Genomic DNA, 15,566 nt, shown 5'->3' on the forward strand with positions numbered 1-15,566 from the left:
AGATGTGTATAAGAGACAGCCCTAGTGCGTTCGCAGGGACGACACCTGTGGTGTGGCGGCTTCCTACGCCTGCGGCTTGGCCGCCGCCACGACGCCGTTCTGCCGCCGGCGGTAGAACCAGACGCCGAGGCCGCCGATGATCGCCAGCGCCACCACCGTCAAAATCCACATGTGCTTGATCGGGTGCCCATGGTGCGCCCCGAAATATTGGTGGAAGGCCGACACCGCCAGCACGCCCGGCAGCACATGGGCCGGTGCCCAGACCAGGATCGCCGGGATGTTCACCGCATAGAATCTCGCCGGCGTCATGCCGAGCGCACCGGCGGTGACCGGCACGAAGGCGCGGATCGGCGGCACGAAGCGGGCGAAGAACACGGCCCAGCTGCCGAAGCGGTGGAAGAAGGTTTCGCTCTCCTCGACCACGCGCGGATAATTGGTCAGCGGCCAGGTGTTGAGAATCTCGCGCTGCTGCCGGTGCCCGAGCCAGTAGGCCGAGCCGTCGCCGATCACGGCGCCAACGGCGGCTGCGAGCAGCACCCATTGCAGTTTCAAATCGCCGCCGGGAACCAGGGCGCTCAGTGCCAGGATGATGGTCGAGCCGGGGATCACCGACCCCACCACCGGGACCGCTTCGAGAAGCGCCGCCAGGAACAGGGTCAGATAGGCCAGCCACGCATGGACTGAGACGAAGGATATCAGGGGATCAAGGAAAGAAGTCACATCGTCTCTGTGGTGGGCGGGGGCATTCGGGTTCAGACCCTTACACAAGTAGTGAGGGGCGGTGAAAGTGCCATCCGCTTGGGCAGGGCGGCTCTCCGGGGCGAAATTTGGGCGAGATTTGCAGGGCAGCCTTCCAAAAATCGCGTTCCTTGCCTATCTAAATGAAAACACAACGGAACTTTGATTGGCGCGCGGGCTTCTGCCGGCCCGTCGTCTCTGATAAGTTCGCAGTCGCACCCAGCCGCAGCCAACGTGCAAATAACTGGTCTCGGGACCGCCCGGGGCCTCGGAGGATTGATGACGACCGCCGCCCTGTCCAAAGTTGAGGAAGTTTCCGGTTTGCCCGACATGAAGGTGTCGGTGCGCCAGGTGTTCGGGATCGACAGCGATCTCGAAGTGCCGGCCTATTCCGCAGTCGATCCTCATGTGCCTGAAGTCGATTCCGACTACCGTTTCGACCGCGCCACCACGCTTGCCATTCTCGCCGGCTTCGCCCGCAACCGGCGCGTGATGGTGACCGGCTATCACGGTACCGGTAAATCCACCCATATCGAGCAGGTCGCCGCCCGCCTCAATTGGCCCTGCGTGCGCGTCAACCTCGACAGCCACATCAGCCGTATCGACCTCGTCGGCAAGGACTCCATCGTGGTCCGTGACGGCAAGCAGGTCACCGAATTCCGTGACGGCATTTTGCCCTGGGCGCTGCAGAACAACGTCGCGCTGGTGTTCGACGAATACGACGCCGGCCGCCCGGACGTGATGTTCGTGATCCAGCGCGTGCTGGAAGTCTCCGGCCGCCTGACGCTGCTCGACCAGAACAAGGTGATCAAGCCGCACCCGTCGTTTCGCCTGTTTGCGACCGCCAACACGGTTGGCCTCGGCGACACCTCGGGCCTCTATCACGGCACCCAGCAGATCAACCAGGGCCAGATGGACCGCTGGTCGATCGTCACCACGCTCAACTACCTCAGCCATGACGAGGAAGTGGAGATCGTGCTGGCGAAGGCCAAGCACTATCGTACCCAGGAAGGCCGCGACATCGTCAACAAGATGGTGCGCCTCGCCGATCTCACCCGTAACGCCTTCGCCAATGGCGATCTGTCGACGGTGATGAGCCCGCGCACGGTGATCACCTGGGCCGAGAATGCCGACATCTTCAGCGATATCGGTTTCGCGTTCCGCGTCACCTTCCTGAACAAGTGCGACGAGCTCGAGCGCCCCCTGGTCGCCGAGTTCTACCAGCGCTGCTTCAACGCGGAGCTGCCGGAATCATCGGTCAACGTGGCGCTCAGCTGATCTCTCGCAAGATGTCGTCCCGGCGAAAGCCGGGACCCATACCGCGTGATGTCTCGATTGAAGCGACGCCGATAATTTCCCTGACCGACTACGGCCGGTGGTTATGGGTCCCGGCCTTCGCCGGGACGACGGATAGGGCGAGATGAGCACACCCTCCAACTCCAAATTCCGCAACACCAAGGAAGCGCCGACCGAGCCGTTCAAGCGCTCGGTGGCGTCCTGCCTGAAGGCGATCGCGAAATCGCCCGAGCTCGACGTGAGCTTCGCGGCCGAGCGCCCGGGCCTCGCGCCGGGCAAGGCGCGACTGCCGGAGCCGGCGCGCAAGATGACCAAGCGCGATGCGGCGATCGTGCGCGGTCACGCGGACTCCATCGCACTCAAGATCGCCTGTCACGACGCAAAACTGCATCGCAAGCTGATGCCTGGCAATCCGCAGGCGCGCGGCGTGTTCGAGGCGGTCGAGCAGGCTCGCGTCGAGGCGATCGGTGCACGCCGCATGGCGGGCGTTGCCAAGAACCTCACCGCGATGCTCGACGACCATTTTCATCGCGGCAAGTTCGACGAGATCACCGATCGCGCCGATGCGCCGCTGGCGGATGCGCTGGCGATGCTAGTGCGCGAGCGCCTGACCGGCATGGCGCCGCCGACGGCCGCCAAGAAGATGGTCGATCTCTGGCGTCCGATTCTCGAAGACAAGATCGGCAAGCGGCTCGACCGGCTGGATAACCTCGTCGAGGACCAGACCAGGTTTGGCGACGCCGTGCATGATCTCTTGACCGCGCTCGAGCTCGGCGACGAGCGCAGCGCCGACAGCGAGGACAATGACGATAACGACGAGAACCAGGACGGCGACAACGATCAGTCCGGCGCCGAGGGTTCGCCCGATTCCGATGCCGCGCAGGAGATGAGCGCCGACCAGGCGCAGGCCTCGTCGGAAGAGATGAGCGACAGCGCGATGGAGAGCGCGCAGGCCTCGACGTCGGATACCTTCGACGACGGCGAGCTCGGCGACGACGAGACGCCGGGCGAGGCGACGCGTCCGAACGCGCACGGCAAGAACGAGCCGCGCGGGCCGGAATATCACGCCTTCGCGCCCAAGTTCGACGAAGTCATCGCCGCCGAAGATCTCTGCGATCATGACGAGCTGGAGCGTCTGCGCGCCTATCTCGACAAGCAGCTCGCGCATCTGCAGGGCATCGTCGCCCGCCTCGCCAACCGCCTTCAGAGGCGCCTGATGGCGCAGCAGAACCGCGCCTGGGAGTTCGATCTCGAAGAGGGCATCCTCGATCCCGCGCGCCTGTCGCGCGTGGTGACCGATCCCCATCATCCGCTGTCCTTCATGCACGAGAAGGAGGCGACGTTCCGCGACACCGTGGTGACGCTGCTGCTCGACAATTCCGGCTCGATGCGCGGCCGCCCGATCACGGTCGCCGCGACCTGCGCCGACATTCTCGCCCGCACGCTGGAGCGTTGCGGCGTCAAGGTCGAGATTCTCGGCTTCACCACGCGCGCCTGGAAGGGCGGGCAATCGCGTGAGGCGTGGTTGGCCGGCGGCAAGCCGGCCAATCCCGGCCGCCTCAACGATCTCCGCCACATCATCTACAAGTCGGCCGATGCCCCGTGGCGCCGTGCGCGAAAGAACCTTGGCCTGATGATGCGCGAGGGGCTGCTGAAGGAGAACATCGACGGCGAGGCGCTCGACTGGGCGCACAAGCGCCTGCTCGGCCGGCCCGAGCAGCGCAAGATCCTGATGATGATCTCGGACGGTGCGCCGGTCGACGATTCCACGCTGTCGGTCAATCCCGGCAACTATCTCGAGCGGCACCTGCGCCACATCATCGAGGAGATCGAGACCCGCTCGCCGGTCGAGCTGATCGCGATCGGCATCGGCCATGACGTGACGCGCTACTATCGCCGCGCGGTGACGATCGTGGACGCGGAAGAACTCGGCGGCGCCATCACCGAAAAGCTCGCGGAACTCTTCAGCGAGACCAACACCGCGCCCACGCAACCGGCCAATCGCCCGCGGCGCAAACTGCATTCGTGAGCACGCATCAATCCCGCCGCTTCTTTCTCGGCCACGCGGCGGCGGGATTTTCCACTCTCTTGACTGCTCGGCTCGCCCACGCGCAGTCTGCGCCAAAGCTGGTGCAGCCTGAGCACGCCGTCACCGAGCCTGTCGGCATCGAGGTCAATGCGCGGCCGATCCCGAATTTCGAGCCGCGCGAGCGTTCGCGCACGCGCTTCGGTCGGCTGGTCTATCGCAGCGGTCTGGTGCTGACCTCGCCGCATCGCGGCTTTGGCGGCCTGTCCGGCTTCCGCTTCCTCGATGACAAGGGCGAGCGTTTTCTCGCGCTGTCCGATCAGGGCACCTGGTTCACCGGCGCCATCCGCTACACCAGTGGCAAGATGGCCGGGCTCGACGACGTCGAGGCCGCGCCCATGCTCAACGCCGAGGGGCGGCCGATCACGGAGAAGCGGCTCTGGTACGACACCGAGTCGCTCGCGCGCGACGGCTCGCAGGTCTATGTCGGCCTCGAACGCGTCAACCAGATCATACGCTTCGATTTTGCCAAGGGCGGCACCCGCGCCCGCGGCGAGGTGGTGCCGACGCCGCCCGCGGTGCGCAAGTTGCCTTACAACAAGGGGCTCGAGGCGCTGGTGTTCGTGCCCAGGGACATGAAGGGGCAGCCGCTCGCGGGCACGCTGATCGCGATGTCGGAAGGCGGTTTCGATGCCGACGGCAATCTGATCGGTTTCCTGATCGGAGGTCCCTCGCCCGGCCAGTTCAGCATCAAGCGCACCGACAAGCAGTTCATCAGCGACGCCGTGTTGCTGCCGTCAGGCGAGCTGCTCATTCTCGAACGCAAATTCTCCTGGTTCACCGGCATCAACATCCGCATCCGGTCGATCCCCTTGAAGACCATCGCGCCCGGCGCTGTCGTCGACGGCCCCGTGCTGTTCGAGGCCGATCTCGGCCATGAGGTCGACAACATGGAAGGCATCGACGCCCACGTCACCGCCGAGGGCGAGACCATGCTGACGATGGTGTCGGACGATAATTTCTCGCTGCTCCAGCGCACCCTGCTATTGCAGTTCACGCTTGTCGAGTAAGTTGAACGTCGGCTCCCCCTGCGCCGACACACATCCATGCCCCACCGCCGCGCCATCCTCGCCATTCTCCTCAGCTTCGCCGTATCGCCGGCTCTGGCCACGGCCGAGCATCAGTATGGCAAGAATGAATACGCCATCATCCAGGGCGGCCGCGCGCCGAATGGCAAGCTGTCGGTCGCCGCCCATGGCGGCGGCGAGGCCGGCAGTGACGGCTTTCGCATGTACCTGATGGCCGAGCCTGCGCATCGCAAGCTGATGACGCTCGACAACGTCAACGACGACAACATTCTGGACACCGCGCCGGATGCCTTCCACGCGGCGTGGTCGGCGGACTCGCGCACTGTCGCCGTGTCGTTCCGCAGCGAGCGCCACATCGTCACGCTGAACATCTATGCCATCGACGGCAATCGCGCGAAGCTCGTCGATGGGCCGGATCTGTTCCGCGACGTGACCGGCCGCACCGTCGATCGCGTCAACGACGGCGACATGCGCACCTCCGTGCCGGCGCTGACCTGGCTGTCGGCGCGCCGCTTCCACCTCACCGAGTATCGTGTGTTCGTGGAAGACGACACTGCGCTCGCCGATAAACTCGGCCCTCTCGGCAAAGCGAGCAAGCGTGACGGCGGCGGGATCACGATCCAGTTCTCGGCGGAGGCCGATGGCGAGCTCCTGCCCGACGGCCATATCCGCATGGGCAAGCCGCAGCCGGGGAAGTTCGAGACGCTGGATTAGGACGTCCGCAATGCATGGCCCGGCCTGCGGCCATGCCGCCCGCGCAACTGGCAATTCGCGATTCGGCTACTAAACTTCATGCAATCGCTTCCATTCCTCCATCCCCGGATTCCCCGCATGAGCGCCCTGTTTTCCCCGATCAAGCTGCGCGGCCTGACTTTGAAGAACCGCCTGGTGGTGTCGCCGATGTGCCAGTATTCGGCCGAGGACGGGGTTCCCACCGACTGGCATTTCACCCACATCAACAATCTCGCGCTGTCGGGCGCGTCCATGTTCTGCATCGAGGCGACCCATGTCGAGGCGATCGGCCGCATCACGCCGGGTTGCCTCGGGCTCTACAGCGACGCGTCCGAGGCCGCGCTGAAGCAGATCCTCAGCTCGGTGCGGAAACATTCGGGCACGGCGATCGCGATGCAGCTCGCGCATGCGGGCCGGAAAGCCAGCAGCGCGCGGCCCTGGGACGGCGGCCAGCTGATCCCCGAGGCGCAAGGGGGCTGGCAGACGGTGGCGCCGTCGGCGCTGCCGCACAAGGAGGGCGAGGCGGCACCATTGGCGCTCGATGCCGCGGGGCTGACGCGCATCCGCGAGGCCTTCGTCGACAGCGCGAAGCGCGCGGAGCGCATCGGCATCGATGCGATCGAGCTGCACGGCGCGCACGGCTATCTCATGCATCAATTCCTGTCGCCGATCTCGAACAAGCGCACCGATGAATATGGCGGCTCGCTCGAGAACCGCATGCGTTTCCCGCTCGAAATCTACGACGCTGTCCGGGCGGTATTCCCGCGCGAAAAACCGGTCGGCATGCGGGTGTCGTCGACCGATTGGGTCGAGGGCGGCTGGGATCTGGCGCAGACCATCGAATTCGCCAAGGCGCTGAGGGCGCGCGGCGTCGACTGGATCGATGCCTCCTCCGGCGGCGTTTCACCGCAGCAGAAGATTCTGCTCGGCCCCGGTTATCAGGTGCAATTTGCCGAAGCCATCAAGCGCGAGACCGCCATTCCCACCATCGCCGTCGGCATGATCACGGACGCCAGGCACGCCGAAGAGATCGTCGCATCCGGCAAGGCCGACATGGTCGCGCTCGGTCGCGCCATGCTCTACGACCCCCGCTGGGGCTGGCACGCCGCAGCCGAGATCGGCGGCGAAGTCGAAGCCCCGCCGCAATACTGGCGCTCGCAGCCCTCGACGCAGAAGGCGCTGTTCGGCAAGACGACGTTCGGGGCGAGGTGAGGGAGTTAACGGCCACCTCACGCATCCGTAACTCCCCCAACCTTCCACCGGCCGCAAAACAGGCCTAACCTCCGCAGCCGTCAAAGCTGCGCGAGGCCCGCCATGCGATTTCGTGTCCGCAAGACTGCCCATGTGCTGGAACGGATTGGCCTCGCGATGGCCGGCGCTGCGTGCGGGCTGTTCGTCGGCGCCTATGTCGGATCGGCGATCGCCTCGCTCACCACGCAGGGCTTTCTGCTGCTGATGATGCTGCTCGGCGCCGTCGGTTTCTATCTCGGCATCGACACGCCGCAGTTGCCCTTCGACGAAGCGCACAGCCAGATCGACGCCGCGGAAATTCTGAGTTCCGCCGGCACCCTCTGCGCCACGCTCACAGCCCTAGCATCAGTCGCCGTCATCGTGCTGCGGCTGGAGGCTGACGGCGCGGTGAGCTGGCTGGTGCTGCTGGGCTGGATCGCCGGCGTGGCGATGCAGATTGTCGCAGGCGCGAAAGCGCGGATGCGGGCGGCGTGAGGTGCTCCGCTTGTTGTTGTGAAAAATCGAGCGGCAAGCACGACTGCGTTCCCTCCCCCACAAGGGGGGAGGGAACAGAGCGGAGTGCGTGGCGATATTGTTCGATTGAAGTCAGCGCAACAGCGCCCTCTCAAAACACCACGCCCACCCGCGTGCCGCGCTTCCAGGCGATGCGGCAGCGCTTCTTGGTGTTGACGTGCAGCAGCTCGAACCTATCAGGGATCTTCACCTGGCCGCCGAGATCGATGCAGGCGCCGCCCGGCGAATAGTCCACCAGCGTACACACGATGATGGGCGCGCGCGGGTCGGTGATGATCTTGGCCTGACGGGACACCAGGCCTGAGGGTTTCACACGGGCATGTCGGCGCGGATGCATTGGCACTCTCCTCCAATACCGCGGACAGCGCGGTGGCAGGTTCCGATGATGGAGGCGAAGGTGATGCGGTTCGACTAAGGTCGGCGGGAGAATTTTAATGAAAAGTAGCGGCGATTGAAGAAAACGGCGGTAGCGGGGTGCCTTACCCTCCGGGGGAGGGTAAGAGGAGCTCACCCCGTCACGATCTCTCCCGCATCCGCCTCGACACCGGGGCCCGGCGGCACCGGCATCGGTACCGTCACAAAATCCTTCGGCATGTTCACCGGCCGATAGTCCGGCTCCACCGCCATCCGCTTCAGCACGCTCTCATGCACATGCGCGCCCTCGGGGATCAGCCGCGGTTCGCAATCGGGAATGTAGAAGCCCAAAAACACCTTCCGCGCCGGCCATTCCTTGTACGTCGCGCTCTTCGGCAGATATTCCAGCACGCGCCAGGCCGCGCTCATCGAATTGTGCAGCACGCCGGCCTTGCCGGTGAAAGCCGGCGGGACATATTGGAACGGCGAGTTCTTGCGCTGGATGCCCCAGGCGAGCTGGTTCACGGTGCGCGGGTTGAAGTTCAGCCCGCACCTAGCCGCCTCGTCGATCATCCAGATCAGCGGATACTTCGATTCCGCGCTCTCGACCTCGGGATAGCCGCCGCCGACATCGCAATGCACGCCGGCGAACCACACCTGCAGGATATCCTGCGGCTCCTTCCTGTGGTCGGGCACGAAGCGGTTGCTCCAGTATTCCTGCGGCTCCTCGTACTCCTTGAGGCGGAACATGCAGCGCCTCTCGTCGATCGCGATCGCTTGGCGGAAGATGTTGACGCTCGGGTTGCGCAGCGTGAAGGCGAGTTCCTCCAGGCTCGGCCAATAGAGCCGATCGGCGCGCGGCACGATCACGCTCGCCACCGTGTCCCACACGCCGATGAAGTGGATGGTCGGCCAGCGCGACGAGGTGATGCGGGCGAATTGCGCGGCGAGATCGAACTTGCCCTCCGCGATCGGCCCGTCTTCGTCGAAGCCGCCATCCCTGAGGTCGTCGATGTCGTTGCCGCGCCCGGTGCCGGAATATTGCTTGTAGGTGATGAAGCCGCTTCCCGCGAGGTTCGCCTGCTCCGGCGAGATCAGCCCGACCTTGTGGATCAGCCCCGCCAGCACCCGCACGGTATAGGCGCCGCGCGAGAAGCCGAACAGATAGATGCGGTCGCCCGGCGCGTAATGCTCGACCAGGAAGCAATAGGCTGACAGCACGTTGGCATCGAGCCCGTAGCCGGTAGCGAGCCCCAGCACCAGATTGATGTCAGCCTTCCAGCGATTCCAGGTCGACGGCTCCGTCACCGTGCCGACGCCGGGATCGTAAAACACCATCTGCCGCGGCTGCGTCTTGTCGGTCTTGCGCAGGCAGCGATAGAGCTTCAGGACGTTGGAGATGTTTTCCGAGATCTCGTTGCCGGTGCCGTCACAGCAGATGACGAGGTTCTTCGGCTCGGTTGTGCGCGCGTGCTCCACAGGTCTACCCCTCCCGGTAATGCTACCGGGGCGAGCATAGCAAAAAACCGCGACGGCGAGGAGACGGCGATGGGCGAAGGCGGTGCGCTCCCTCGCCCCGCTCTTCGCGGGGAGAGGGTTGGGGTGAGGGGGAGTCTCCGCGAGGGAGGTGAGAGTCGGACTCGCGGAGAGTCCCCCTCACCCGGAATTTTCTGCGCAAATTCCGACCTCGCCCCGCTCTTCGCGGGGAGAGGTGAAGAAACACCGGCTCGGCGGAGAGATTGTAGACCCTACTTCTTCTTCCCCTGCCCGATATCCGGTTGCCACGTCGCATCCTTGCGGGTCGGCGCGGCGGCGACCACCTTGGCTTTGTCTTTCTTCGGCTTCTTGGTTTCGCGATTGCTGCGTTGCTGTCCCTTGGACATGATTTCGTCTCCTCTGGAGGTTTCGAATGAGCTCGGTTCGACCGATGGCAACACGCATCCCGCGGCTCGCGTGCAGGCGCAAATGAGAGGTACGCCTGCCTCACGCCGATAGCGAGGACTAAAACGCCGCGACGATAGTGCTGGCTATTGCAGCGCCGAGAGCGCATGGTTGCAACCAAGCTGGCGTCGGTTGGGCCGCTCGCGCAGGAAGGCAGGCGTGCATGACCATCCGTTCGCGACGGGAAACCGTCACGTTCAGGCATCCTTTCCGCATCCACGGCATCGATCGGATGCTGCCTGCCGGCAGCTATCAGGTGATCGCCGACGAAGAGACGATCGTGCGCGAGATGTTCTCGGCCTGGCGCCGTGTCGGCACCTCGATCGTCGTGCCCGTCGACGGCATGCCCGGTTCCATGGAGACGCTGTCGATCCGCGCGCCCGATCTTGCGAATGCGCAACGCAGCGACGCGAGCGTCGCCCAAGAGCGTCGCCCATGACTGACATTCCCGTCGAACTCGACAAGCACCGCGGCATGGCCGCCCAGAAGGCGACCGATCTGCGTCGCGCGCTGGCCGAGGTCGAGAACAATGTCCGGGAGCTGCGCGAGCGCGAGGCCGATCTCGAAAACCGCCTGATGACGGTGCCCGCCACCTCCTGGGCCGAGGCCGCAGTGAAGGCGCGCTACCTCCTCAACCTCTACGCCGCCAGCCTCCCCACCGAGGACACCCGCCACCGCGCACTGGTCGCCGCGCTGTTCGACGACTTTGCGAGATTAGGCGGAGACTGAGCAGCCGCGGGCGCCGCGGCAACCATGGCTCGCGCGCGGAATACATCTGTCGTCCTGGCCCAATGCGCAATTGCGCACGGGAGCCAGGACCCATAACCACCGAAGCGAGTTGTTACGCAGGCGTGCGCCACAGCGTGCTTCGACAGAGTTGACCGGGCTAATGGGTCCCGTGCGCAATTTGTGCACTAGGCCAGGACGACGTTGGCGCGAGTTCGCGCGCCTCACGCGGTCATCGAGCCCGCGAATCAACCCGCGTCAAAGGAGTAACCCATGACCCTCACCAGCGGCCGTTTCATCGGCCACGAACAGGACCGCGGCATCGTCCAGTTCTCGATGCAGGACGGCGCCAAGGAAATCGCCTGCGCGATCTCGACCTCCGCGATGGACGATCTCGAGCGCGGTCCGCGGACCCGCCCCAGCGAGCGCGAAGCCCAGTTCACCCGCCTCCGCGACCGCATCGAAGCGCAAGCGGCGAGCAAGTACCGGGCGACGGAGTTCGAGGGCACCCCGCCGGGGATCGTGCTGCGGAGCATTGATTTTCGGGGGTAGGGGAGAGCGGCTACCTTGTCGAAGGTGACTCGGCATGCCGGCATGATGCCCCGTGGCAGCATCGGTTGTTGACATTAACCATCTGTTAACCATGCGGTCGCCTAATGTTGGCGATGGGGGGATTCACCATGCCGGCCCATGTGACGCGACCGAAGTTGATGCCTGTCTCGGCCGATCCGGCCATCCGGTCGGTGGCGAGGCTGGCGGTACGCGCCAGGGCCGTCCTACAGGGCAGAACGCCTGTCCTACGGAGCAAAACCATGTTCGCAAAGGACGACTTAGTGGACCATCTCAGCCGCGATCTCGATCGCGCGCGCGGAAGACGCGATGCACTCGCATCCGAAGCCACGACCCTGACGGCCCAGATCGCCGAAATCGAAGCCCGCCTTTCGGAGGAGAAGAAAAGGCGGGAGCGCGAGCGCGTCCTGGGCGAGATCGAAGCGATCAAGACGCGAATCATGCAAGCCGCCGGCGCGTTTGCACCCGTCGTCGACGGTCTCTCCAGGGCGATCGAGCAGGCTGCGGCGGTCGTGCCCGAGGCGCGCGAGCTCAATAGTTTCCTGGTGTCGGTGGCGAGCGAGATCGACAGCGTGCTCGATCCCCTGTTGCGCGAACTGGATCAGCGCGCGGATGCGGTGCGAGCAGGACAGGCAGTCCCGGACCTGCCGAGTTCGGCCAATGAAGCGCCGTCCGTCGTGCTGCCAAAAGACACCAACGAGCGCCTGCTTCGCTTCCCGGCGTGGCTGTCCCGTGACAAGGAGGCGGACAAGACGGAAACCGCAGAGAGCCCGCGCAGCACGGCAGCGTGAAGCATCGGCGGCTGGCTTCGTTGCGCGCATCCTTCGAGACGCCCGCCTTCGGCGGGCTCCTCAGGATGAGGACGGAGTGCGCGGCAGCACTTTCGACAGGCGACGATGCCGCTCAGCCTCATCCTGAGGAGACCGCAAAGCGGTCGTCTCGAAGGACGAGGCGCGCGCTCAGGCCGTCCATATTGCCATATGCGGGAGCCGTCCCGCGCAAGCGGGAGAGGGAGCGCACCTTCTTCACGGCAAACCAGCCTCGCCTGATCTCATCGCGCTCTGGAGCCGGTTAGCGGCAGTCCATGTCCGGCATTGGAGCGGGGTAATCCCTCCCTTCCAGCCACCGCTCAGTTGGCGGCGCGGCGCAGGAAGGCCGGGATATCGAGGACGGCCTCGTCGGGCGCATTGCGCGCGGGGGCGCGGCCGGAGGGATGGAGCGGCTGAATTGCCGCGTGGCGCGCATACTCCAGGCCCGGCCTTGCCGGTGGCCCCACGGGATGATGCGGCTGCGGGCGGAGCGGTGGGCTTTCCACCTGCGGAAGGGGTGCGCTGCGCTCGATGCGATCGGCGATGCGCCGGCCGTCATTTCGCAGCCTTCCGGCGAGTTGGGCGAGGGCGGTTTCCACCGGCAACGCCTGCGCCGCGTCGAGATTGTCTATGCCGGTCGCCACCACCGAGACGCGGACGATGCCTTCGAGGCTTTCGTCAAAGGACGCGCCGACGATGATGTTGGCATCCGGGTCGGCCTCGTCGCGAATGCGGGTCGCGGCTTCGTCGACCTCGTACAGCATGAGATCCTTGCCGCCGGTGATGGAGATGATGAGGCCGCTGGCGCGCTTGATCGAGGGATTCTCGATCAACGGATTGGAGATCGCGGCCACCGCGGCGGCAAGTACGCGCTTCTCGCCCGAAGCCTCGCCCCGTCCCATCATGGCCTTGCCCTTCTCCTTCATGACGGAGAGGACGTCGGCAAAATCGAGATTGATCAGGCCTTCCTTGACGATGAGGTCGCTGATGCAGGCGACGCCGGAATAGAGCACCTGGTCGGCAAGAGCGAAGGCATCGGCGAATGTGGTCTTCTCGCTGGCCACCCGGAACAGGTTTTGGTTCGGGATGATCAGGAGGGTGTCGACCGTCTTCAGCAGCTCTTCGATGCCGGCTTCGGCGAAGCGCATGCGGCGCTGGCCCTCGAAGTAGAACGGCTTGGTGACCACGCCGATGGTGAGAATGCCGAGCTCGCGCGCGGTCCTCGCGATGATGGGTGCGGCCCCGGTGCCGGTGCCGCCGCCCATGCCGGCGGTCACGAACACCATGTGCGCGCCGGTCAATTGATCGCGGATCGTATCGATCGCCTCTTCGGCCGCGGCGCGTCCCAGTTCCGGCTGCGAGCCGGCGCCGAGGCCCGCGGTCACCTTCGTGCCGAGCTGGATGAGGCGGCTTGCCTTCGACATGGCCAGCGCCTGCGCGTCGGTATTGGCGACGACGAACTCGACCCCCTGCAGCCCGGCCGTGATCATGTTGTTCACGGCATTGCCGCCGGCGCCGCCCACGCCGAACACGACGATGCGGGCCTTCATTTCATGGATATCGGTGGTGCCAGTCATTCTTCCCTCGCGATTGCTCCGGCAAGCCGGGGATTAAAGAAAGTTTCGAATGCTACCTGCGGGCCATGCGGTCTGCTTGCACGATCGAAGCGGCCAGATGTCCCAAGCGAAGCGCGGCGCGTCCCGCGAGCGAGCCGCCAGGGCGGCGATCGGTCCGTAGCGCCGCCATTTCGTCTTCCAGTCGTGTTGCCCACGCATTGACTGCCTTCGTCTCGGCGCTCGCCTGCTGCAGCTCGACGGCGAGGCGCTCGGCGCGCTCACGCTCGCGCTCGAACACCGCCCTGTAGGCGGTTGCGACGTCTTCGAGCCGCGCGATCTCAGCCTTGAAGGCCTCGGTCTCAGAAGCGTTTTCGAGCGAAGTGGATACCGGTTCGCGCAAGGAAAACGCGTCAGAATAAAAACCTGGAGCCCCGTTCCGACACTGTCGGAACGGAAATGGCTCTACGGCCTCGATCCTTGCCATGGAGGCCCCGATGGGGTCTGCCCGGCGGCCCGTTCGCGGGCGGGGCGTGTACCGCAGCTCGGAGAAATCAACCCTCACCAGGGCCTTGCCGTCATCCGAACGCGAGCGCGGCAGGCGGCGACGTCTCGCCAGCGACCGCGCGGCCTCGCGCGAGATATTGAGGCGGGCACCCAGATCGGCATACGTCAACAACGCAACGGACATCGGCGCTTCTCCTGGAGCGAACCGGGAAGGCATTTCGGGCTAATGATGGCTGGACGATTACAGCAGGCTAGGCTGCGTTGGTTAATGCATGATTAACACGCGCGCGATGCTGTTTACCGGTGCCGTCACCGTGCCGACCTCCGGGGATCGGAGAGCCGACCCCGGGATCGGAGAGCACCATCTGTCGCGGCTGCGTCCAGTTCTCGATGCAGGACGGCGCCAAGGAAATCGCCTGCGCGATCTCCACCTCCGCGATGGACGATCTCGAACGCGGCCCGCGGACCCACCCCAGCGAGCGCGAAGCCCAGTTCACCCGCCTCCGCGACCGCATCGAAGCGCAAGCTGCGAGCAAGTATAGGGCAACGGAGTTCGAGGGCACGCCGCCGGGGATCGTGCTGCGGAGCATTGATTTTCGGGGGTAGGGGGAGAGCTTTGGATCAGGTCTCGATCGCGAGCGTAGGTTCGTCGCGAGTGTAGTAGCGGCCGACGAGATAGTTCTCGTCGTCAAGCTCTGGGGATATCATCGCTGTTGCGTAGATGATTTGATGATCAACAATCGCTTCTTGCGACTTTCGCAATATCTGATTTTGGAAGTTGTGGCTCCTCTCCGGCTCCATTCCTTTGTCTTCGATCGTGTCTATCATCACAAACCGAGGGTGCCGGAATGATGCATCCTTCGTAGCAGCGGCGAAGAATCCCAGAAAGAAACTGCTCTTGAGGATCACTCGCGAGCTTGCCGAGAAGTAAGTGTGCCCATCCACAGTGATGGTGTTCGACGCGAAATCAAATTGGATGTTGCGAGGGTTCTCAAAGCTGTCCTGCCGTCGAAGGTCGTGCCTTAGCAAGTCTCTGACTTCATCGGCAATGAGAGTCTTTGCGCGTGTCAATTGACGCTCTTGGGATGCCTCAAGTCGATCGTTGTCGCTTCGTAATTGATTGATTTGGTTGTTGAGTGCATCCTTGCGGGTCGAAATATCGGCAACAATACTTGCCAGCTCTTCTTTTCGAACCAAGTCCTCAATCTGTCGCTGAAGGTATCCTGCGGTTCGATTGAGCTCTCGCAATCTCTCGCGCATTTCCGTAGAAGGTAGCCGCTGGGCTGAAGCCAGTTTCGCCGATGCGAATTGCCACTCATTGCGCAACTGAGAAAGCTGCGCTTCGTATTCGGTAGCTCGTCTCGTGCGATCTGTCTGAAGGATAGTGGATTGCTTCAATTGAATCGCTGTCTCATTTATGATTGCCACGATTCGGTCGCTTTGACCTGCTCCCCTGAAACGC

The 15,566-nt window shown here is 64.4% G+C and carries 17 protein-coding genes and 1 pseudogene; 11 read left to right on the forward strand and 7 right to left on the reverse strand.

All coding sequences use genetic code 11. The features are described from left to right. Positions 1-63: 63 nt before the first annotated feature. Positions 64-720, reverse strand: coding sequence for a DedA family protein (locus FXB40_RS46150; RefSeq protein ID WP_148778890.1), 657 nt, complete (start codon positions 718-720; stop codon positions 64-66). Between the two features lie 297 nt (positions 721-1,017). Between FXB40_RS46150 and cobS the strand changes: the two genes are divergently transcribed. The 6 genes from cobS to FXB40_RS46180 all read left to right on the forward strand — a co-directional run bounded on the left by cobS (position 1,018) and on the right by FXB40_RS46180 (position 7,605). Continuing rightward, a complete protein-coding gene (gene cobS / locus FXB40_RS46155) occupies positions 1,018-2,016 on the forward strand; it encodes a cobaltochelatase subunit CobS (RefSeq protein ID WP_148778891.1) in 999 nt (332 codons plus the stop codon). Positions 2,017-2,158: 142 nt separating this feature from the next. Beyond that, positions 2,159-4,063, forward strand: a complete 1,905-nt coding sequence (gene cobT / locus FXB40_RS46160) for a cobaltochelatase subunit CobT (RefSeq protein WP_148778892.1) — start codon at positions 2,159-2,161, stop codon at positions 4,061-4,063. Next, entirely contained in the window at positions 4,060-5,130 is a 1,071-nt protein-coding gene (locus FXB40_RS46165; protein ID WP_148778893.1) for an esterase-like activity of phytase family protein, read from the forward strand. The genes cobT and FXB40_RS46165 overlap by 4 nt, the downstream gene beginning before the upstream one ends. 36 nt (positions 5,131-5,166) lie before the next feature. Further along, complete coding sequence (locus tag FXB40_RS46170; RefSeq protein ID WP_148778894.1) at positions 5,167-5,862, forward strand: hypothetical protein; 696 nt, start codon at positions 5,167-5,169, stop codon at positions 5,860-5,862. A 117-nt stretch (positions 5,863-5,979) separates the two neighbouring features. Further along, complete coding sequence (locus FXB40_RS46175; protein ID WP_148778895.1) at positions 5,980-7,092, forward strand: NADH:flavin oxidoreductase/NADH oxidase; 1,113 nt, start codon at positions 5,980-5,982, stop codon at positions 7,090-7,092. A gap of 102 nt (positions 7,093-7,194) precedes the next feature. Continuing rightward, on the forward strand, positions 7,195-7,605 hold the full coding sequence (locus tag FXB40_RS46180) for a hypothetical protein (RefSeq protein ID WP_148778896.1): 411 nt from the start codon (positions 7,195-7,197) through the stop codon (positions 7,603-7,605). Positions 7,606-7,735: 130 nt separating this feature from the next. Here FXB40_RS46180 and FXB40_RS46185 read toward each other — a convergent pair whose 3' ends face one another. The 3 genes from FXB40_RS46185 to FXB40_RS50050 form a co-directional block, all read right to left on the reverse strand. Next, a complete protein-coding gene (locus FXB40_RS46185; RefSeq protein ID WP_187437594.1) occupies positions 7,736-7,981 on the reverse strand; it encodes a PilZ domain-containing protein in 246 nt (81 codons plus the stop codon). Between the two features lie 170 nt (positions 7,982-8,151). Beyond that, positions 8,152-9,477 (reverse strand): T6SS phospholipase effector Tle1-like catalytic domain-containing protein, encoded by a 1,326-nt coding sequence (locus FXB40_RS46190; RefSeq protein WP_148778898.1) that lies wholly within the window; start codon positions 9,475-9,477, stop codon positions 8,152-8,154. A gap of 269 nt (positions 9,478-9,746) precedes the next feature. Beyond that, on the reverse strand, positions 9,747-9,881 hold the full coding sequence (locus FXB40_RS50050) for a hypothetical protein (protein WP_283813022.1): 135 nt from the start codon (positions 9,879-9,881) through the stop codon (positions 9,747-9,749). Between the two features lie 221 nt (positions 9,882-10,102). On the opposite strand from FXB40_RS50050, the gene FXB40_RS46195 reads away from it, so the two are divergent. The 4 genes from FXB40_RS46195 (at position 10,103) to FXB40_RS46210 (ending at position 12,026) form a co-directional block, all read left to right on the forward strand. Further along, the gene (locus tag FXB40_RS46195; protein WP_148778899.1) at positions 10,103-10,378 is read left to right on the forward strand and encodes a hypothetical protein; all 276 of its coding nucleotides are present in this window, start codon (positions 10,103-10,105) and stop codon (positions 10,376-10,378) included. Continuing rightward, positions 10,375-10,668 carry a hypothetical protein gene (locus FXB40_RS46200; protein ID WP_148778900.1) on the forward strand — a complete coding sequence of 98 codons (294 nt, stop codon included), beginning with the start codon at positions 10,375-10,377 and terminating at the stop codon, positions 10,666-10,668. The genes FXB40_RS46195 and FXB40_RS46200 overlap by 4 nt, the downstream gene beginning before the upstream one ends. 270 nt (positions 10,669-10,938) lie before the next feature. After that, positions 10,939-11,217 (forward strand): DUF1488 family protein, encoded by a 279-nt coding sequence (locus FXB40_RS46205; RefSeq protein WP_148778901.1) that lies wholly within the window; start codon positions 10,939-10,941, stop codon positions 11,215-11,217. 260 nt (positions 11,218-11,477) lie between these two features. Further along, positions 11,478-12,026, forward strand: coding sequence for a hypothetical protein (locus FXB40_RS46210; RefSeq protein WP_246208368.1), 549 nt, complete (start codon positions 11,478-11,480; stop codon positions 12,024-12,026). A 338-nt stretch (positions 12,027-12,364) separates the two neighbouring features. Here FXB40_RS46210 and ftsZ read toward each other — a convergent pair whose 3' ends face one another. Continuing rightward, a complete protein-coding gene (gene ftsZ / locus FXB40_RS46215; RefSeq protein ID WP_148778903.1) occupies positions 12,365-13,621 on the reverse strand; it encodes a cell division protein FtsZ in 1,257 nt (418 codons plus the stop codon). A gap of 52 nt (positions 13,622-13,673) precedes the next feature. Next, entirely contained in the window at positions 13,674-14,288 is a 615-nt protein-coding gene (locus tag FXB40_RS46220; RefSeq protein ID WP_148778904.1) for a hypothetical protein, read from the reverse strand. A 146-nt stretch (positions 14,289-14,434) separates the two neighbouring features. Here FXB40_RS46220 and FXB40_RS46225 point away from each other — a divergent pair, with 146 nt between their 5' ends. Continuing rightward, positions 14,435-14,710: a DUF1488 family protein gene (locus FXB40_RS46225; RefSeq protein ID WP_246208371.1), complete on the forward strand. Its 276-nt coding sequence runs from the start codon at positions 14,435-14,437 to the stop codon at positions 14,708-14,710. Between the two features lie 15 nt (positions 14,711-14,725). Here FXB40_RS46225 and FXB40_RS46230 read toward each other — a convergent pair. After that, positions 14,726-15,566 (reverse strand): annotated as a pseudogene (locus FXB40_RS46230) (hypothetical protein); the annotation flags it as partial.

Source organism: Bradyrhizobium rifense (assembly GCF_008123425.1).
Taxonomy (GTDB): Bacteria; Pseudomonadota; Alphaproteobacteria; order Rhizobiales; family Xanthobacteraceae; genus Bradyrhizobium; species Bradyrhizobium rifense.